Annotated in this window: 17 protein-coding genes and 1 pseudogene; 12 read left to right on the top strand and 6 right to left on the bottom strand. The window is 73.7% G+C overall.

Annotated elements, in window-relative coordinates:
- Positions 1 to 535 precede the first annotated feature (535 nt).
- Entirely contained in the window at positions 536 to 1,255 is a 720-nt protein-coding gene (locus tag ACWC9T_RS25365) for a hypothetical protein (protein ID WP_449823336.1), read from the top strand.
- Between the two features lie 89 nt (positions 1,256 to 1,344).
- Here the strand turns inward: ACWC9T_RS25365 and ACWC9T_RS25370 are convergent, their stop codons facing one another.
- Positions 1,345 to 1,956, bottom strand: coding sequence for a TIGR03086 family metal-binding protein (locus tag ACWC9T_RS25370; protein WP_449823337.1), 612 nt, complete (start codon positions 1,954 to 1,956; stop codon positions 1,345 to 1,347).
- Between the two features lie 148 nt (positions 1,957 to 2,104).
- Positions 2,105 to 3,703 (bottom strand): phytoene desaturase family protein, encoded by a 1,599-nt coding sequence (locus ACWC9T_RS25375; protein ID WP_449823338.1) that lies wholly within the window; start codon positions 3,701 to 3,703, stop codon positions 2,105 to 2,107.
- 113 nt (positions 3,704 to 3,816) lie between these two features.
- Between ACWC9T_RS25375 and ACWC9T_RS25380 the strand changes: the two genes are divergently transcribed.
- The 9 genes from ACWC9T_RS25380 to ACWC9T_RS25420 all read left to right on the top strand — a co-directional run bounded on the left by ACWC9T_RS25380 (position 3,817) and on the right by ACWC9T_RS25420 (position 12,910).
- Positions 3,817 to 4,212 carry a hypothetical protein gene (locus ACWC9T_RS25380; protein ID WP_449823339.1) on the top strand — a complete coding sequence of 132 codons (396 nt, stop codon included), beginning with the start codon at positions 3,817 to 3,819 and terminating at the stop codon, positions 4,210 to 4,212.
- A complete protein-coding gene (locus ACWC9T_RS25385; protein ID WP_449823340.1) occupies positions 4,213 to 6,726 on the top strand; it encodes a DUF4132 domain-containing protein in 2,514 nt (837 codons plus the stop codon).
- 173 nt (positions 6,727 to 6,899) lie between these two features.
- On the top strand, positions 6,900 to 7,577 hold the full coding sequence (locus ACWC9T_RS25390) for a hypothetical protein (RefSeq protein ID WP_449823341.1): 678 nt from the start codon (positions 6,900 to 6,902) through the stop codon (positions 7,575 to 7,577).
- A complete protein-coding gene (locus tag ACWC9T_RS25395) occupies positions 7,528 to 8,322 on the top strand; it encodes a hypothetical protein (protein ID WP_449823342.1) in 795 nt (264 codons plus the stop codon). Before ACWC9T_RS25390 ends, ACWC9T_RS25395 begins: the two co-directional genes overlap by 50 nt.
- Before the next feature lie 202 nt (positions 8,323 to 8,524).
- Entirely contained in the window at positions 8,525 to 9,949 is a 1,425-nt protein-coding gene (locus ACWC9T_RS25400) for a DUF2079 domain-containing protein (RefSeq protein WP_449823343.1), read from the top strand.
- Between the two features lie 80 nt (positions 9,950 to 10,029).
- Complete coding sequence (locus ACWC9T_RS25405) at positions 10,030 to 10,437, top strand: GntR family transcriptional regulator (RefSeq protein WP_449823344.1); 408 nt, start codon at positions 10,030 to 10,032, stop codon at positions 10,435 to 10,437.
- A gap of 40 nt (positions 10,438 to 10,477) precedes the next feature.
- On the top strand, positions 10,478 to 11,434 hold the full coding sequence (locus ACWC9T_RS25410) for an ATP-binding cassette domain-containing protein (protein ID WP_449823345.1): 957 nt from the start codon (positions 10,478 to 10,480) through the stop codon (positions 11,432 to 11,434).
- Positions 11,431 to 12,453 (top strand): ABC transporter permease, encoded by a 1,023-nt coding sequence (locus ACWC9T_RS25415; RefSeq protein ID WP_449823346.1) that lies wholly within the window; start codon positions 11,431 to 11,433, stop codon positions 12,451 to 12,453. The genes ACWC9T_RS25410 and ACWC9T_RS25415 overlap by 4 nt, the downstream gene beginning before the upstream one ends.
- A 70-nt stretch (positions 12,454 to 12,523) precedes the next feature.
- Complete coding sequence (locus ACWC9T_RS25420) at positions 12,524 to 12,910, top strand: hypothetical protein (protein WP_449823347.1); 387 nt, start codon at positions 12,524 to 12,526, stop codon at positions 12,908 to 12,910.
- Positions 12,911 to 12,939: 29 nt separating this feature from the next.
- On the opposite strand, the gene ACWC9T_RS25425 is transcribed toward ACWC9T_RS25420, so the two are convergent.
- From ACWC9T_RS25425 to ACWC9T_RS25435, 3 genes are read right to left on the bottom strand one after another with little or no spacing between them, the layout of a single operon-like run.
- Entirely contained in the window at positions 12,940 to 13,716 is a 777-nt protein-coding gene (locus ACWC9T_RS25425; RefSeq protein ID WP_449823348.1) for an FAD:protein FMN transferase, read from the bottom strand.
- Between the two features lie 6 nt (positions 13,717 to 13,722).
- Complete coding sequence (locus tag ACWC9T_RS25430) at positions 13,723 to 14,232, bottom strand: FMN-binding protein (RefSeq protein WP_449823349.1); 510 nt, start codon at positions 14,230 to 14,232, stop codon at positions 13,723 to 13,725.
- 37 nt (positions 14,233 to 14,269) lie between these two features.
- A complete protein-coding gene (locus ACWC9T_RS25435) occupies positions 14,270 to 15,637 on the bottom strand; it encodes a ferredoxin reductase family protein (protein ID WP_449823350.1) in 1,368 nt (455 codons plus the stop codon).
- A 231-nt stretch (positions 15,638 to 15,868) separates the two neighbouring features.
- On the opposite strand from ACWC9T_RS25435, the gene ACWC9T_RS25440 reads away from it, so the two are divergent.
- The gene (locus ACWC9T_RS25440; RefSeq protein ID WP_449823351.1) at positions 15,869 to 16,588 is read left to right on the top strand and encodes a response regulator transcription factor; all 720 of its coding nucleotides are present in this window, start codon (positions 15,869 to 15,871) and stop codon (positions 16,586 to 16,588) included.
- Complete coding sequence (locus tag ACWC9T_RS25445) at positions 16,585 to 18,042, top strand: sensor histidine kinase (protein ID WP_449823352.1); 1,458 nt, start codon at positions 16,585 to 16,587, stop codon at positions 18,040 to 18,042. Before ACWC9T_RS25440 ends, ACWC9T_RS25445 begins: the two co-directional genes overlap by 4 nt.
- On the opposite strand, the pseudogene ACWC9T_RS25450 reads toward ACWC9T_RS25445, so the two are convergent.
- Positions 18,017 to 18,145 (bottom strand): annotated as a pseudogene (locus tag ACWC9T_RS25450) (AraC family transcriptional regulator); the annotation flags it as partial. The gene ACWC9T_RS25445 and the pseudogene ACWC9T_RS25450 sit on opposite strands and share 26 nt — an antisense overlap.
- Between the last annotated feature and the right edge of the window lie 133 nt (positions 18,146 to 18,278).

Here is an 18,278-nt window from a genome sequence, read left to right on the forward strand (position 1 = left end):
GTTCCAACGGTCCCAGCAGGAGTATCCGCACGCCACACCCGTGTTCTCAGTCCGTCCCCGGCCCCCCGGCGTGCACCCTAGCCGGGCCGGCTGCCGGCCGGACGACCGGGGCCGAGGGGCACGGGGCTGGCGGCGCCGAGGGTGGAAGCGCTGCACGCCTGGCGGGGCGTTCCCGATCTGGACGCCCGCCACCCGCACCGCACGCCGCGGCGCTGACCGTCAGGTGCGCGCGCTCAACTTCCACGACGCTCCGGCAGCGGCGCGCCAACTGCAGCTTGTAGTTGGTGTCGTGACATCGGGGCAGATCCGCCGAGGAGTGGCGGGCCTCGCCGATCTGATCGGGAGCCGGCTGCCCGCCACCGGCTGACTGGCCGTCACGGCGAATTTCGGACAAGGTGACCCCTCGTCCCGGTATTCATGGAATTTCCACCAAATTCTCACCTGGTCTCCGCGTAGGGTGACTCCCGCTCCCGTCGCCGGACACCCCGGCGGCGGGAGTCTTGTTGATCTCCAACTCGACTGGAGTAGGTGGAACATGATCGCTCGCCAACTGTGGAGGCGCGCAAAGCGCGCGACGGCCGTGGTCACCGGCCGGGGGATCGGGGCCGCCGCGGCGGCGTTCGCGCTGGTCGCGGCCGTCGTCCTGGGCGGTACGGTCTCCGGCATGTCCGTGGCGGAGGCCAAGCCCGCGTGGGGCTTCTCGGGCAAGTGGGCGTGCTCCGGGCAGCCGGTCGCGGCCGGGTACGTCATCACGGACCACGACAGCAAGGGTTGCGGCGGCTGGGGCTCCTGGTACCAGCAGCCGGCGAAGGACGGGATCTGGACCTGCTCGGGCTCCCCGGTGGTCGCCGGTTACGTGATCACCGACCACATGACCTCCGGCTGCGGGGGCATCGGCTCGTGGCGCCACAACCTCGTCCATGACGGCATATGGACCTGTTCCGGCTCGCCGGTCGTGCCCGGGTACGTCATCAGCAACCACTTCCGGGCCGGTTGCGGCGGCATCGGCAGCTGGCAGCACAGCCTCCCGCACGACGGGATCTGGACGTGCTCGGGCTCCCCGGTGGTGGCCGGCTACGTGATCACCGGCCACACCACCGTGGGCTGCGACGGCGCCGGTTCCTGGCGTCACAACACCGCCCGCGCGGGCGTGTGGACCTGCCCGGGCTCGCCGGTCCCGCCCGGCTTCCGCTCCACCAGCTACAACGCCGGCGCCTGCGACGGCCTCGGCGGCTGGCAGCTGGCCCGCGCCTGACGGCCCGCCGGTTCCGTCCCCGTCCCCGCGCCCGGGTCATGCCCGGCGTGCGGGGACGGTCGGCCGTTCGACCTCACATGCGTTCGACCTCAGATGCGTTCGGCGGACCAGTACGGGTCGCGGCCGGTGAGGGCCAGCAGCCGGTCCTGGGCGTCGGCGCCCGGGGCGGTCACGAGCGGGGGGTCGAACAGGCCAGTGTCGGCCAGGTTGCGGTAGCCCTCGAACTCGGAGAGTGCGTACCGGGCGGCGCCCGGCGGCATCCGGCTGCTTTCGCCGAGCGCCCGGGCGAGGTCCCAGCCGTGGACGACGGTCTCGGCGGTCAGCTCGCGGGCGTACCCGCCGACATCGCGCAGCCCGGACGGCAGGTGCACCAGGCGGTCGGGGGCGCCGGGCCGGTGGAGGGCACGCACCGCGGTGTCGGCGGCCATCGCCCACACACCGACGGGGTTGCGCCCCAGGACGTCACCCGCGAAGCGGCGGCCGATCGACTCGAAGGTGTAGCCGGCCACCGCCTGGCAGACCCAGAGGTGTTGCGCGGCCACGTGGTTCATCAGGGCGCGGACGTCCCAGTCGCGGCAGGGCGTGGGTGCCGTCCAGCGGTCCTCGGGGACGGCCCGCAGCAGGCGGGTCACCTCCGCCGCGGCGGCGATGTAGCGTTCACGGACCTCGGTGTGGAACCCGGGTGGGTGTGGACAATCCATCGGAGGGCCTCCCTCCTGCCCTGCTCACTCTCAGTAAACCGCTACTGGGAGTGACCTGCCAGGCTTGCGGTGGCCGGGCCCCTGCACGGGCCGGCCGGCCACCGGTCGATCGCCGTGGGTGACCGCGGGTGACCGTCTGGCGGTCCTGTCAGCGGGCCGGGTCCTCCAGGACGGCCCGCGCCGCGTTGTGCCCAGGGATGCCGCTGACCCCGCCGCCCCGGACGGCGCCCGCGCCGCACAGCAGGACGTTCGGGTGGGCCGTGGCCACGCCCCAGCGGGCGGCGGCGCTGCCGGCGTCCTCGGTGCGGAACGGGCCGGACTCGGCGGCGAACGGGAAGGACAGGTCGCGGTGGAAGATGTGGCCGCCCGGTAGGCCGATCTCCCGCTCCAGCTCCGGCGGTGTCCTGGCCTCGACGCAGGGCCGGCCGTCGGAGTCCGTGGCCAGGCAGTCGGCGATCGGCTCGGCCAGCACCGCGTCCAGCTGCGCCAGGCAGGCGGCCAGGGCGCGTTCCTTGGCCGCCGGGTCGCGGAACAACCGGGCGGGCATGTGCAGGCCGAACAGGGTCAGCGTCTGGAGCCCCTGTCGGACGGCCTCCGGGCCCAGGATCGACGGGTCGGTCAGGGTGTGGCAGTAGATCTCGGACGGCGGCGCCGAGGGCATCCGGTCGGCCAGTGCCTCGGTGTACGCGGTCTCCAACTGGCGGTAGCCCTCGGCGATGTGGAAGGTGCCCGCGAAGGCCTCGCGCGGGTCGGCGGCGGTGTCCCGCAGACGCGGCAGGCGGCGCAGCACCATGTTGACCTTCAGCTGGGCGCCCTCCGGCGCGGGCCCCGGGTCCTCGCCCAGCAGCCGGGCCAGGGCGGCCGGCGCGGCGTTCACCAGGACCCGGCGTGCAGCTGCCGTGGCCTCGCCGTCGCGGTGCCGGTACGACACTTCGGCGTCGCCGCGGCCGTCAGCGGCGACGGCGGTGACCTCGCAGCCGGTCCGGATCTCCGCGCCGGCCGCCAGCGCCGCCTCGGCCAGCGCGTTCGTCACCGCGCCCATCCCACCGACCGGGACGTCCCAGTCACCCGTCCCGTTGCCGATCACGTGGTAGAGGAAGCAGCGGTTCTGCCGCAGCGAGGGGTCGTGGGCGTGGGTGAAGGTGCCGATCAGCGCATCCGTCAGGACCACGCCGCGTACCAGGTCATCGGTGAAGTCGCGTTCGATCGTCTCGCCGAGCGGCCGCTCGAACAGGTTCGTCCAGGCGGCCTCGTCCCCGACCCGGCGGCGCAGCTCGGCGCGGGTGGGCAGCGGTTCGGTGAGCGTCGGGAACACCCGCTCGGCGACCTGCGCGGTCATCCGGTAGAAGTGCTGCCAGGCCTGCCACTCACGGTCGGCGCCGGTCAGTGCCCGGAACGACTCCCGGGTGCGGCCGGGGTCGGCGGCGTCCACCAGCAGGCCGGTGGGCTTCCCGTCCCGGACGGTAGGGGTGTACGAGGCGATCCGGCGCCGCCGCAGCTCCAGCCGCAGCCCGAGGTCCCGCACCACCTGTCGCGGCAGCAGGCTGACCAGGTAGGAGTAGCGCGACAGACGGGCGTTCACGCCGGGGAAGGCCTGGGTGGAGACCGCGGCTCCGCCGACGCGGGGCAGCCGTTCGAGGACCAGCACCCGCTGCCCGGCCCGGGCCAGGTAGGCGGCGGCGACCAGGCCGTTGTGCCCGCCGCCGACGATCACGGCGTCGTACCGGGAGTCCGCGTGCGTGTTCATGCGGCCACGCTACGGTGTTTCGCCGGGGTGGGGAACAGCCCCGCACGGGGCGGCCAGCCGCCGGACCCGTCCCGCCGGACCGGCTGTCGGTGCCGCTGGCTAGGGTCTGCTCCATGGCGACAGTGACCTTCGTCGATGAGACGACATCGGGGCTGCGGCGGGACGCCTGGCGGCTGCCCGTCGACGAGGAGCGGTTGACGCTGCGCGAGCTGATCCGCCGCCGAGTGCTCCAGGAGGTGGCCGAGCACAACGCCGGCCGCTCCGAGGTGTTCCACGGTCTGGTGCAGCCGACCGAGGCCGAGCGGACCCTGAACGGGTTCCGGCTGCGGGCGCCGGACCACGCGATCGACCCCGAGCGCCAGTTCCTGAGCGCGGTCGAGGCGTTCGGCCGCAACGGGTTCCTGGTACTCGTCGGCGACCGTCAGGTCGAGGAGCTGGAAGCCGAGTTGGACCTGCGCACCGACACCGAGGTGTGCTTCCTGAAACTTGTTCCGCTGGTAGGTGGCTGAGTGACAACGACTGATCTTCTCGACCCCGCCGTCGGGCGGCTGCTCGACGCGCTCGACACCGGGCACGTGGACGCGATCGGCAGGGCGCTGACGGAGGTCGACACCGCCGTCGGGGGCGACTGGTCCGCCGAGCGCGTGGCGTCCGCCCGCGAGCGGCTGCTGGAGCTGCACCGCAACACCCGGGCCGCCCTGGTGGCGGACCTGGTGCAGGCGATGCTGATGGCCTGGCGGCCCGCGGAGACCGACCAGGTGCGGGAGAAGCGCAGCGCGCTGATCAGGCTGGCCGCGACGGTCTCCCGGGGCTTTCCGCAGGGGCCGGCCCGCGAGCTCCGCGAGGACTGGCTGCACCTGCTGGGCCGCCAGTGGCACCTCGCCGAACTGCACGAGGCCGAGCGACTGATCAGTGACGAGCTCGCCGCGGGCCGACCGGTCGACGGCGCGGTGGTCGCCGCCGTCCGCCGGACGGCCCTGTCGATCCGGCCCCATCACAGCGTGGTCACCGACCTCGCGGCCGCGCTGACCGAGCCGCTGCTCAGCCCCGGCGAGGCCTGGGCCGACCGGGTCGTGGCCGACGTCGACGAGCTCGATCCGGCGGGGGAGACCGGCGGGCCGTGGGCGGCCCTGGTCGAGCACGCCCTCCGGATCAAGTCCCCGAAGCCGACCCCTCGTTGGGAACGGACCGGGCGGGCGCTGATCGACGCGATCGGCCCCGAGCGGGCCCGCGAGCGGATCACCGCATGGCTCTCGCTGGTCGGCCGCCCGCGCAACCTCGACCTGGTCGCGGACGCGAGCGGCGAGGGAGCCAATCAGCTCGACCCGCACAACCTGGACGCGCTGCGCGGGATCGCCCTGCTGCTGCCCCTGACCCCGGCCCATCCCGACAGCGCCCGGGTGCTGGGCCGGCTGGTCGAGTGCGCGCTGCGTAAGGTACCCGGCATCGGCCCCCAGGCGCCCAAGATCGCCAACGCCGCCGTGCACTGCCTCGCCCGTCTGGACGGCGAGGACGGTCTCGCCCAACTGGCCGTCCTCACCACCCGGGTGACGTACAAGGGCACCGTCAAGGAGCTGGACAAGGCGCTCCGGGACCGGGCCGCCGCACTCGGTCTCAGCCGCATCGAGATCGAGGAACTCGCCGTCCCCTCCTACGGGTTGACCGAGGTCGGCGGGCGCGTCGAGCGGTTCGGCGAGGCCCGGGTGGAGCTGGTGGTGGAGGGCTCCCGGGCCCGCCAGACCTGGTGCAACGAGGCCGGCCGGGCGGTGAAGACCCCGCCCGCCGCGGTGCGCCGTGAACACGCCGATCAGCTCAAGGAGTTCAAGGCCTCGGTCAAGGACCTGGAGAAGATGCTGAACGCCCAGTCCGAGCGGCTGGACCGGCAGTTCCTGGCGCGGCGCAGCTGGCGGTACGGTCCCTGGCGGCAGCGTCTGCTGGACCACCCGCTGGTCGGCACGCTGGCCCGCCGGCTGATCTGGACCGTGGACGGCACGGCCTGCGCCTGGCTGGACGGCGCCCTGCGCACCGCGACCGGCGACGAACTCGCGCCCGCCGTGGACGCCTCGGTCGAGCTGTGGCACCCGGTCGCCTGCCCGCCCGAGAGCGTGCTCGCCTGGCGCGCCGTGCTGGAACGCCATGGAGTCGTCCAGCCGTTCAAGCAGGCGCATCGGGAGGTGTACCTGCTCACCGCCGCCGAGGAGCACACCCGGGTGTACTCCAACCGCTTCGCCGCGCACGTCCTGCGCCAGCACCGGTTCCACGCCCTGGCCACCGCCCGGGGCTGGCACAGTCACCTGCAGCTCGCCGTGGACAACTCCTTCGCCGCCCCGAAGCGGCTGCTGCCCGAGTGGGGGCTGCGCGCCGAGTTCCGGGTGCACGGAATGGATGCGGACTGGGGGGCGAACTTCGCCCATCTGGGCACCGACCAGGTGCGCTTCTACCCGATCGACGCGCCGGAGAGCCTCACCCACGCGGGCAGCGGCCAGTACGGTCCGGTCAGGCGGCCCGGGCTCCAACTCGTCGAGCCGATGCCGCTCACCGAGGTGCCGCCGCTGGTGCTGAGCGAGGTGCTGCGCGACGTCGACCTGTTCGTGGGCGTGACCAGCGTCGGCAACGACCCGACCTGGTCGGACGGCGGGCCGGAGGGCCGGTACCGCGACTACTGGCAGTCGTACAGCTTCGGCGAGCTGTCGCAGAGCGCCCGTGAGCGCGGCGAGTTGCTGGCCCGGCTGCTGCCCCGGCTCGCGGTGGGGGACCGCTGCACGGTGGACGGCCGCTTCCTGGAGGTCCGCGGCGAGCTGCGAACGTACCGGATCCACCTGGGCTCGGGCAACATCCTGATGTCGCCGAACGACACCTATCTGTGCGTCGTGCCCGGCTCCGACGGTCCGGCCGACGGACAGCCGAAACTGCCCTTCGAGGGCGACCACATGCTGGCGGTCATCCTCAGCAAGGCGCTGCTGCTGGCCCGCGACAGCGCCATCACCGACCCGACCATCACCAGTCAGATCGCCCCGCGCTGACGGCCCGAGACGTCGGATGGAGCCCCTCCGTCCGGACGGTGAGGCGGACGGCAGGTCTTGGGGCGGGGGCTTCGGAAGCGGCAGTTGTGGGAATCCCGTCCGGGGGCCGGAGGCAACGGCGGTGCTGACGGCCCCGCCACCCTCAACCCGCTTCCATCCGGAGGAGATCAGCCGTGCACGCACGTCCACGTCGCGCCACGCTCAGATCCCTGATAGCCGGCCTCTGCGCCGGGGTCACCGCCCTCGCCCTCGCGGTGGGACCGGCGCAGGCAGCGCCGGTCGACACCCGCAGCTCCGCCCAGCCCGTCCAGCCGGCGGAGCACCAGAACCACGCCGCCGGGCCGACCGCGTCCTACGCGATCAGCACCCCGGTGAACATCTCGGCCTCGTGCACGGGGCAGAACGCCGAGACCATCCAGGCCGTCGACCCGGCCGTGAACGCCGTCTACGACACCTGGATCGGCTGCAAGGGCATCGGATTCGCGGGCTCGCTGGACGGCGGGTCTACCTTCGGCACGGCGGTCATGCTGCCGGGCAGCGTCGGACAGAAGGGCGGCCGCAGCTGGGACCCGGCGATCACCGTCGCGCCGGACGGCACGGTCTACGTGGCCTTCATGGTCTCCCGCTCCGGCCTGACCTACCCCGTCGTCGACGTCAGCACCGACCACGGCGCCAGCTTCAAGACCGTCAGCGAGGTCGTCCCCCCCGGACGCCAACAACTGGGGCGACCGGGACTTCATCACCGCGGGTCCGGACGGGACGCTGTACCTGACCTGGGACTACGGGCCGAGCGCGGCGGCGGTGACGTTCATCTGCGCCCCGAGCGGCAGTTGCGCCTTCGCCACCGGTGACGTCAACGCGGTGATGCAGAAGTCCACCGACGGCGGCCGGACCTGGAGCCCGATGTCGCACATCAGCCCCGGGTACCCGAACAGCGGCGCCGACAGCGCGCCCGTCGTGGTCGAGCCGAACGGTTCGATCGACGTGCTCTACCAGGGCTACGTCGTGACCAACGTCCCCACCGACAACCTGACCGTCGCCTACACGTACGCGACCCGCTCCACCGACGGCGGCGCGACCTGGTCGCAGCCGGTGCGGATCGGCGCCGACGCCGGGACGATGAACAACGGTGAGTGGTGGATCGACGGTGCCGAGGCGCTCGGCCCGGACGGGACGCTGTACGCGACCTGGGACACCCAGGGCGCCACCATCGACACCGGATGGCTGTCGTACTCGCAGGACCACGGGGCGACCTGGTCCACCCCGGTACAGGTGCCCGCGGACACCCTGAACGCCCCGCACGTCATGCAGGTCGTCGCCGGACCGCCCGGGATCGCGTACGTCGGCTGGCTGTCGAGCAGCGACCCGCGCGGCTACGCCCAGTACCTGCGGACCTTCTCGACGACGAAGGGGTGGCTGTCCGCCCCGGTCCAGGTCTCGCAGAACTTCGGGACCAGCACGGTGTGGCCCGGTGACACCTTCGGGTTCTCCGCGATGACGCCCACCCGGCTGGTGCTGGCCTGGGGCAGCGCCGTCGCGCCCACGGCCTCGAACGACAACATCTGGGCTGCGACGGTCGGGGTGACCCTGCCGTAAGGCCCGTCAGCCCCCTTGAACGCCCTGCGGCGTGGTTGCCCGCGTGCATCACTCGACGCGGGCAACCACGCCGTACCTCACGGGAGTTACCGGATCAGGGGGGCATGGCGAAGGCCCGGTCGGCGTCGGCGGACCGGGTTTGACGGCGGCTCGGAGTTGCACCACCCTTCCACTAATCGAATAGTGAAAGGGTACTTTGCTGATGTCTCTGGCCCTCTCCCCACTCCGTCCGTCCCGCCCGCTGCCGCGCGCGGTGCCCCTCCGGCGCCGGCCCGCCGTGCTGGCCTGGGGCCTGGCGGCGGGGTTCGCCGCGCTGTACGCCTGCGTCGCCGTCAACCGGCACCGGCGCGGCCTCACCAAGGCCTATGACCTGGGCATCTTCGAGCAGGCGGTGCGGGCGTACGCGCACGGGCAGGCGCCGATCGTGCCGCTCAAGGGGCCCGGCTACCACCTGCTGGGGGACCACTTCCACCCGCTGATCGCCGTGCTCGCCCCGGTCTACCGGGTCTTCCCGAGCGCGCTCACCCTCGTGGTCGCCCAGGCGCTGCTGATGGCGCTGGCCGTCGTCCCGCTCACCCGCTGGGCGCACGAGGTGGCCGGGCCGCGGGTGGCGCTGGTGATCGGCTGCGCCACCGGGGTCTCCTGGGGGATCGTCCGGGCGGCGGCCGACGACTTCCACGAGATCGCGTTCGCCGTCCCGTTGCTCGCCTTCGCCGCCACCGCGTTGGGACGGCGCCGACCGCTGGCCGCCGCGCTCTGGTCGCTGCCGCTGGTGCTGGTCAAGGAGGACCTGGGGCTGACGGTGGCCGCCGTCGGCCTGCTGATCGCCTGGCAGGCCCGGCGGCGCCGGGGCGGTGCGCTGTTCGGGCTCGCCCTCGCCGTCGTCGGCGTCCTCGCGGCCGCGCTCACCCTGCTGCTGGTGCTGCCGTCGTTCAACCCGGGCGGGACCTTCGACTACTGGCAGCAGCTGGACGGCGGCGGGAAGCCCTCGCTCTGGACGGTGTCCCTGCGGCTCGGGTGGCCGCCGCTCAAGTGGCTGCTGCTGTTCCTGCTCGCCGCCACCGGCGGCTTCCTCTGCCTGCGCTCGCCGCTGATCCTGCTCTGCGTGCCCACCCTGGCCTGGCGGCTGTTCTCGACCAACCCGCACCACTGGGGCGTGAGTTACCACTACAGCGCGGTGCTGATGCCGATGGTGTTCGCCGCCCTGGTCGACGCGCTGCGCCGCTGCGACGCCCGCCGCGTCCGGCGCGGGCTCGGTGTCACGGTGCTGGTGGCGGCGGTGACGCTGCCGCTCTATCCGCTGCACGAGGTGGTGATGCCCGAGGCCTGGAGCACCTCGCCCCGGCTCACCGAGACCCGGGCGGTGCTGCGCCTGATACCCGACGGCGCCACCGTGGCCGCCTCCAACCGACTGGCGGCCCAGCTCACCGGCCGGGCTGAGGTCACCCTGGTGTGCCAGGTGCCGGCCGTGCCGACGCCCGAGTGGGTGGTGGCCGACCTGGAGGACCCGAGCGTCCAGTCGCCGTGCGCCGCCGCCGACACCGCCCGGATGCTGGTGGCCTACCAGGACCTCGGCTACCGGCGGCTGGTCGACCAGGACGGCCTGCTCCTGCTGAAACGCCCCTGACCGCTCCCGGGTCCGGCTTGACCCGTGCGCCGCAGTGGGCCACCATTCCACTATTGAACTAGTGAAAGGCTGCAACGGGTGTGATCGAGTACCGCATCGAGCGGCGCAGCGGCGTCTCCACCTACCAGCAGATCGTGCAGCAGACCAAGCAGGCCCTGCGGCTCGGACTGCTCCAGCCCGGGGACAAGCTGCCGACCGCCCGGGAGGTGGTCGAGCTGACCGCGATCAACCCCAACACCGTGCTGAAGGCCTACCGCGAACTCGAACGCGAGGGGCTGGTCGAGCCCCGCCCGGGGCTCGGCACCTTCGTCCGGCGCTCGCTCGCCCGGCCGGAGGCGGCGGCCGACGGGCCGCTGCGGGCGGACCTGGTCGGGTGGGTGGACCGGGCCCGGGATGCCGGGCTGGAGCGCGAGGACATCGCCGCGCTGATGGCCTCCGTACTGGAGCAGCGCTTTGACACCGGGGTCTCCCCGGCAACACCGAACTGAGAAACTCTGGGGGAACCGGGTGGACGACGACCCGACGACCATGACGCCTGCGCTTGAGGCCGTCGGCCTCGGCAGGCGGTACCGGGGCGGCTGGGCCCTGCGCGGCTGCGACTTCACCGTCCCGGCGGGCCGGATCTGCGGCGTGGTGGGTTCCAACGGCGCGGGCAAGAGCACCCTGCTCTCCCTCGCTGCCAGCCAACTCGACTCCACCGAGGGCGAGGTGCGGGTTCTCGGGGAGCCCGCCGCGGCGCCCGGGCTGCGTGCCCGGGTCGCCTACGTGGCGCAGGACAAGCCGCTCTACCCGGGCCTGACCGTCGCCGACACCCTGCGGATGGGCCGTGAGCTCAACCCGGTCTGGGACGAGGAGACGGCCCAACGCATCGTCGATCAGGGCGAGTTGAAACCCGGCGCGCGGATCCGCTCGCTCTCCGGCGGCCAGCGCACCCGGGTCTCCCTGGCACTCGCAATCGGCAAGCTGCCCGACCTGCTGCTGCTCGACGAGCCGATGGCCGACCTCGACCCGCTCGCCCGGCACCAGCTGATGGGCACCCTGATGTCGGTCGCCGCCGAGCGCGGCACCACCATCGTGGTGTCCTCGCACATCCTCCCCGAGCTGGACGGCGTCATCGACCACCTGCTGTTCGTCGAGCGCGGGCGGATCCGACTGGCCGGCGACCTGGACGACATCCTGGACGGGCACCAGCTGCTCACCGGCCCCGCCGAGGCGGCCGGCCTCCCGGCCGAGCTGGTGGTCGAGCAGCGGGTCGGCGGGCGCCGGGCCACCGCACTGGTGCGCACCGGGGAACCGCTGGACGGCCCGTGGGAGAGCGAACGCCCCAGCCTGGAGGACTTGTTGCTCGGCTACCTCCGCGCGCCGGCCGACCTGGGTCGGGACGCCACCCGCGACGACGAGCGCCGCGACAAGGGCTGCGACAACAAGGGCCGCGGCAACAAGGACCGCAACGACGAGCACCGCAACGAGGGGGTCGCCGCATGAGCACGGACGTCCTGACCGACGACCGATCCGCCGCCCCCGCAGCCGGGAGCCGCCGCCCCACCGCCCCTGCGCTGCGCGGCCTGATCTGGCTGTCGTTTCGTCAGAACCGCTTGCTGCTCTGGACCTTGGCTGCACTGCTGGTCCTGACGGCGGCCAACCTGCTCTGGATCCACATCAGCAGCCAGCACACCGTCGGCGTGCTGCGGCGGACCGGCTGCTACAGCCCCGAGACCTGGTCCAGTGCCCAGTGCTGGGCCCTCCTCGCGCCGATCGACCGGCCGACCTTCTGGTACGTCCAGGTCCTCCAGCCCGTCGTCACCGCCGTCCCGCTGCTGATCGGCGTCTTCATCGGCGCGCCGCTGCTGGCCCAGGAGTACGAGCGCGGCACCATCCGGCTGATCCGCGCGCAGTCCGTCAGCCCGGTGCGCTGGTTGGCAGCCCGCCTCGCGGTGCCCGGTGCCGCCGTGCTGGCCCTCTCCGGTGTGCTGGCCGCGCTGATGAGCTGGGTGTGGTGGGTGGACATCGTGCACGGGCGGATCGCCTTCGACCCGCCGTTCCAGTTCTTCACCTACCCGGCCCTCGGGATCGCGCCGGTCGCCTGGTCGCTGTTCGCGCTGGCCCTGGGTGTGCTCATCGGCCAGTTGGTGCGCCGCACGCTGCCCGCGATGTTCCTCACCGCCGCGCTGGTCGCGGGCGTCCACGGCCTGATCCGCTGGGGCCGGCCCTCCTTCTACCCCGTGGTGGACGAGGTGACCGGGCTGAGGGACGCGGCGACCGGACTGGGCGCCGCGCAGCCCACCAACGCCTGGCTGATCGACCGCGGCGTCGTCATGGCCGACGGCAGCCGCGTCGACGGCGACGCGTGCGTCTTCACGCACCGGTGCGACGAGGCCACCGCCTCCTGGCTCAAGTACCACCCCGCCGATCACCTGGTGCCGATCCAACTCGTCGAGGCCGGCATCCTGTTGGGGCTCACCGCCCTGATCCTGGTGGCGGTGTTCCGGCGGATCCGGCGCTGACCGGTCAGGAGGACGTGCCGCCACCAGCGGCACCGGTGGGTCGCCGGCTGCACCATGGCTCCCTCGATCCGTGTCGAACTCGCACGTCAGCAGGCTCTCCTCGATGATGCCCCGCCGCACCCGCGCCAACCGGGCGCTGGAGGAGGAGTTGGGCCTGCTGCCGGAGGACGTCGGGCCGCCGGTGATCGGCTGGCTGGGCTGGAGCGAGCCGGCCTCCTGCTACACGCTGGTCGCCACCGTCCGGGCGCGGCTCGACGCCGTCGAGGTCGACCGGCGCCGCGAGGCCTGCCACAGCACTTTCGAGCACGATACGGCGGTGTGGGTGCCGTTCACCCGCCGGGCGCTGTCGGAGCTGGTCGAGGGCGGGGTCTGTCCGGACGGTTCGCGGCGCTGGTCCTACCTGGCGCCGCTGGTGGCGCGGGAGGCCTGGCGGGCGGCGCAGCAGGAGCGAGTGTGAAGGGCCTCAACGGTCGTTGAACGGCGATGTCAACGTGCCGCGAGCTGCCAGTCCGCCGGACCGGACGGCGGGAGGTGCCCGGGCAGGCCGGGCGTCCAGCGCTTCGTCCCGTCCGGCAGCACGGCCAGCGCCTCGACGCCCGGCCGCCGGGCGGCCCACGCCAGCGCGCGCTCGGGGCCCATGGCGAAGGCCGCGGTGGCCCAGGCGTCGGTACGGGCGATGCCGGTGCCCGGGGCGCCGACCAGGGTGAGCGAGGCGAGGCCGTCCGCCGGGCGGCCGGTGTGCGGGTCGAGGATGTGGGCGCCGCGTTCGGCATTGCCGGAGGTGGCCACCGCGAGGTCGCTGCCGCTCAGCACGGCGGCGAGCCGGCCCGGCTGCCGGGGGGCGGCGACGCCGATCCGCCACGGTCCGCCGGAGGTCTGCACGTCCCCGCCGCCGCTGACGCAGTACTGCCGGGCGCCGGAGGTGCGCAGCAGCGCGGCCGCCTCCTCGACCGCCCACCCCTTGACCCAGCCGCTGGGGTCGAGCCGCCCGCCGGGCCGTTCGGTGAAGTAGCCGTCCGTCTGGGCCGCCACCTCACGGCAGGCCGCGAGCACCGGACGGACCTCCGGATCGCAGTCGTCCAGGTCCAGTTCACCGCGCCCGAGCCGGCTGATGTCGCTCTGCGGCCGGTACGTCGAGAACACCGCGTCGATCCGGTGCAGCCGCTCGACGATCCGCCGCAGCACCTCGGGTGTGTCCGGGCCGGGGTCGCGGACGACGATCGAGAAGACGGTGCCCATCACGGGCTCGGCGTGGCGCAGCAACGGGCCTCAGCTCTTCGCCCGGTCGAGCGCGCTCTGCAGCGAGCGGACGTAGCCGTCGCTGGTGTAGGTCGCGCCGCTGACCACGTCGATCTGGGCGCTCTGTGCGGAGATCGTCTCCTGGTTGAGCACGGGCAGGGCGCTGCTGTTGATCTCCCGGTCCCGGCGTTCCTCGTTGGGGTACTTGACCACGTCGACGGCGGTGATCCTGCTGCCGGCGAGCGTGACCTGAACCTGCACCGGGCCGTACCGGGTGTTCACGGTGTCACCGCTGACCTTCCGGGTGGCACCACCGGAGGGGGCCGGCGCGGGGGCGGCCGAAGACGTACCGGTGGAACCGGAACCGGAACCGGAACCGGATGCGGAACCGGATGCGGAGGCGGACCCGGAGTCGGATCCGGACGAACCCGCCCCCGAGCTGATCACCGGTGCGGGCCCGGTCGCCTGGTGCGGTTTGAGGGAGAGCAGCAGCACCACCCCGGCGGCGGTGGCGGCACTGGTGACGATGGCTCGACGCATGAGCGGAACAACTCCTCAGGAACGAACGTGAGCGGATTCAGAAGGCGAAGGACTCGTGGTGGATGCGTCCCGACCGGACGCCCGCGGCCCGCAGGGCGCGTACGGCCTCCTCGGCGAGGGCCTCGGGCCCGCACAGGTAGACCTCGTGCTCGGCCAGGTCCGGCACGAGCCGGCCGAGCGCCGCCCCGAGGTCCCCGACCTGCTCCCGGGAGCCGAGCAGCTCGTGCACCGCCCCGCCGCGCCGCCGGGCGACGTCGGCGAGCTCGGCGCGGAACAGCACGTCCTGCGCGTGCCGCGCCCGCTGGACCAGTGTGACCTGGCCCGGCAGCGTCTCGAACAGCGCCCGCAGCGGGGTGATCCCGACACCCGCCCCGAGCAGCAGCACCTTGCGCTGCCGCTGCTGCCGCCCGGTGAACGCCCCGTACGGCCCCTCGGCCCGTACCCGGGTGCCCGGCCGCAGCCCGGCGACCGCCGCGCTGTGCCCGCCGAGGTCCTTGACCGTGAACCGCAGGAACTCCGGGTGCGGCGGCGCGGACAGCGAGTACGGGTTGGCGGCCCAGCGCAGTCCGGGCGCCTGGAACTGGAGGCGGAAGAACTGGCCCGGCTCGGCCCGGAGCTCGTCCAGCCGTCGGCCGGACAGGAACAGGGACACCACCCCGGGGCCCTCCGGTCGCACCTCGGCCACCCGCAGCCCGTGTCGCCGGTCGAGCAGCCACGGCCGCAGCAGGCGGTACCAGCCGACCAGCGCCGCCGTCCCGAAGTAGAGCGCGTACCAGGCGGCCTGGCCGGGCCCGCCGCCGAGGTCGGCGCCGGTGGTCAGCTGGTGCGCGAAGGCCAGCGCCACCGCGAGGTAGGTCGCCAGGTGCAGGTAGTACCAGGTCTCGTAGGAGAGGCGGCGGCGGGCGGCCCGGGCGGAGACGGCGCCGGTGCCGAACATCAGCAGGGTGCCGAAGGTCGCCTTGAGCATGTCGGGGTAGTGGAAGACGATCTCCACGCCCTCGCCGACCGGCCCGCGCCCGTCGGTGAGCGCGTAGCCCCAGATGACGGTCAGCAGGTGCACCGAGACCAGGGCCACCAGCCACCGTCCGCCGAAGGCGTGCCAGCGGGCCAGCCGGTCGGCGCCGACCCCGCGCTCCACCGGCGGCAGCCGGGCCATCAGCAGGAGCAGCACCGGCGCCGCGTACCCGGCGAGCAGTCCGGTGATCCGCCCGGCGCCGGTCAGCCAGCCGGCCGCGCCGACCACCTCCGGTGTGTTGATCCACCACAGCCCGAGCACGCCGAGCGCCCCGGCGGCGATCAGGCCGAGCGCCGCGCGCGGCGGCAGCGCGAGCGGCGGGTGCGGGGCCGCCCGGTGGCGCGGGCCGGCGGCACCCGGCCGGGACTTCGGTACGGTGGCAGTGGTCATCGGGGATCCTCCTCAACTCCCGGCGGCGGCGCGGCCCCGCCGGGGCGGTCCACGATCGCACCGCAAGCTCTGAACCACCTCTGAAAGACGCGGCCCCGAGGTCCACCGGCACGCCATCCCTGCAGGTCAAAGCGGATGTGAAGGTATTCGAACCACTCTCCGCGATCTCACGGGTTTCTCATGGCGACGGGCCAGAATGAACGTCTTCCCATAGCCGAGCCGAGGAGCCCCATGGACGACACCGCCACCGACCGCCCGGACTGGCGCGTCCTGGTAGTCGACGACGAACCGGACCTGGTGGAGGTGGTCTGCGGCGCCGTCCGCTACGAGGGCTGGCAGGCGTGCGGCGCGACCACCGGCCTGGAGGCCGTCGAGGTGGCGACCCGGTGGCGACCCCACGCCGTGGTGCTGGACATGATGCTGCCCGATCTCGACGGCCTGGAGGTGCTGCGCCGTGTGCACGCCGAGCAACCCGAGGTGCGGGTGCTCTTCCTCACGGCCCGGGACGCCGTCGAGGAGCGGATCGCGGGCATCGCGGCAGGCGGCGACGACTACGTGACCAAGCCGTTCAGCCTGGCCGAGGTGGTGGTCCGGCTGCGCGGGCTGCTGCGCCGCGCCGCCCCGCCCGCCGGGCCGCGCGAACTGCCCGCGCACGCGCTGGTGCTCGGCGACCTGGTGCTGGACGACCGGGCCCGCGAGGTGACCCGGGGCGGTGAGACCGTCGAGCTGAGCCCGACCGAGTACGCGCTGCTCGCCCACCTGATGCGCCATCCCCGGCAGGTGCTCAGCAAGGCGCAGATCCTGGACGCGGTCTGGTCGTACGACTTCGGCGGGCAGGCGCACATCGTGGAGCTGTACATCAGCTATCTGCGCAAGAAGCTGGACGCGGGCCGTAGCCCGATGATCCACACCGTGCGCGGCGCGGGCTATCTGATCAAGGCCGCGCAGTGAAGCTCGCCCGGAAGCTGCTGCCCCGCACCCTGCGCGCCCGCTTGATCGCCGGCCTGCTGGTGCTGCTGGTGGTCACGTGCGCCGCCGTCGGCCTCGCCACCGCGGCCGCCCTGCGCCACTTCCTGGTCGACCGCCTGGACCAGCAGCTCGCCGAGACCGGCGGCCGCTACGCCGCGAGCCTGGAGCACACCGGTACCGGCGCCCGCCCCGACACCCGGGCCCAGACCCCTGGCACCCTGGGAGTGCGGCTGCTGGACGGCCGTGTCACCGCCGCCGGTGTGGTCGACGGGGACGCCGACGACGCCGACAACCCCGACGACGAGGATGACCGGGTCGCCTTCTCGCCCGCCCAGCAGCACGCGCTGGCCGCTCTCCCGGTCGGCGGTCCGGCCGGCACCCTGGACCTCGGCCGGCCGCTGGGCCGCTACCGGGTCCGCGCGGTGGCCGGGCGGGACGGCGATGTGCTGGTCAGCGGGCTGCCGCTGCGCCCGGCCGAGGACACCGTGGAACGGCTGGAGACCCTGGAGCTGACCGTCTTCGCGATCGCGGTCGCCGCGGCCGGCGCCGCCGGGGCGGTCTGGGTCGGCTGGTCGCTGCGTCCGCTGCGGCGGGTGGTGGGCATGGCGGAGCGGGTGAGCGCCCTGCCGCTCGCCAGCGGCGCCGTGATGCTGGCCGAGCGGGTGCCGGACGCGGACCCGCGCACCGAGGTCGGCCGGGTCGGCGCGGCGCTCAACCGGATGCTCGGGCACGTCGGTGACGCCCTGGCCCGCCGCCACGCGGTGGAGGAGCGGCTGCGCGCCTTCGCCGCCGATGCCAGCCATGAGCTGCGCACCCCGGTGGCGACCGTGCGCGGCCACGCCGAGCTGGCGCTGCGCCATCCCGGGGAGGTGCCCGCGCCGGTACGGCACTCGTTGGAGCGGATCGACGCCGAGGCGCTGCGGATGGGTGCGATCGTCGAGGACCTGCTGCTGCTCGCCCGCCTGGACGCCGGGCGTCCGCTGGCCGAGGCGGAGGTGGACCTCACCCGGATCGCGCTCAACGCCGTCGCCGACGCCCGCGCGGCCGGTCCCGGGCACCGCTGGCGCCTCGCCCTGCCCGAGGAACCGGTGCTGGTGGCCGGGGACGAGCACCGGCTGAGCCAGGTGGTGGCCAATCTGCTGGCCAATGCCCGCACCCACACCCCGCCCGGTACCGGGGTCGAGCTGAGCCTCGAACTGGCGGCGGATCAGGTCGAGTTGTGCGTCACGGACGAGGGCCCGGGGATCGCCCCGGAGCTGCTGGACCGGGTCTTCGAGCGCTTCGTCCGGGGGGACCGCGCCCGCTCGCGCGCCACCGGCTCGACCGGGCTCGGCCTGGCCATCGTCCACGCCGTCGTCCAGGCGCACGGTGGCACGGTGACGGCGGCGAGCCGGCCCGGCCGTACGTCGTTCACCGTCCGGCTGCCGGGGGTGTGACCGTGCGGAAGCGCTGCCGGTAGTCCGTCGGCGTGGTGTCCAGCCGGCGGCGGAAGGCGCGCACCAGGGTGTCCGTGGTGCCGAACCCGCCGGCGGTGGCGACGGCGCGCCCGGGGCACACCCCCGCGCCCCGGGCCCGTCCCCGGCGGGCGTCCGGTCCGTCACCCGGACGTCCCCTCCGAGCCTGGCCGGGCCCCGAGCCACCCGCAAACGATTCGGTGCTCGCCGAACGGTCT

This window comes from Kitasatospora sp. NPDC001159 (assembly GCF_053598235.1).

What these genes read in the sequence shown, in the direction of transcription:
- ACWC9T_RS25430 (WP_449823349.1), bottom strand. Translation starts at nt 14,232, where the DNA reads ATGCGTCGAGCCATCGTCACCAGTGCCGCCACCGCCGCCGGGGTGGTG.
- ACWC9T_RS25440 (WP_449823351.1), top strand. Translation starts at nt 15,869, where the DNA reads ATGGACGACACCGCCACCGACCGCCCGGACTGGCGCGTCCTGGTAGTC.
- ACWC9T_RS25415 (WP_449823346.1), top strand. Translation starts at nt 11,431, where the DNA reads ATGAGCACGGACGTCCTGACCGACGACCGATCCGCCGCCCCCGCAGCC.
- ACWC9T_RS25365 (WP_449823336.1), top strand. Translation starts at nt 536, where the DNA reads ATGATCGCTCGCCAACTGTGGAGGCGCGCAAAGCGCGCGACGGCCGTG.
- ACWC9T_RS25375 (WP_449823338.1), bottom strand. Translation starts at nt 3,703, where the DNA reads ATGAACACGCACGCGGACTCCCGGTACGACGCCGTGATCGTCGGCGGC.
- ACWC9T_RS25370 (WP_449823337.1), bottom strand. Translation starts at nt 1,956, where the DNA reads ATGGATTGTCCACACCCACCCGGGTTCCACACCGAGGTCCGTGAACGC.
- ACWC9T_RS25380 (WP_449823339.1), top strand. Translation starts at nt 3,817, where the DNA reads ATGGCGACAGTGACCTTCGTCGATGAGACGACATCGGGGCTGCGGCGG.
- ACWC9T_RS25435 (WP_449823350.1), bottom strand. Translation starts at nt 15,637, where the DNA reads ATGACCACTGCCACCGTACCGAAGTCCCGGCCGGGTGCCGCCGGCCCG.
- ACWC9T_RS25410 (WP_449823345.1), top strand. Translation starts at nt 10,478, where the DNA reads ATGACGCCTGCGCTTGAGGCCGTCGGCCTCGGCAGGCGGTACCGGGGC.
- ACWC9T_RS25400 (WP_449823343.1), top strand. Translation starts at nt 8,525, where the DNA reads ATGTCTCTGGCCCTCTCCCCACTCCGTCCGTCCCGCCCGCTGCCGCGC.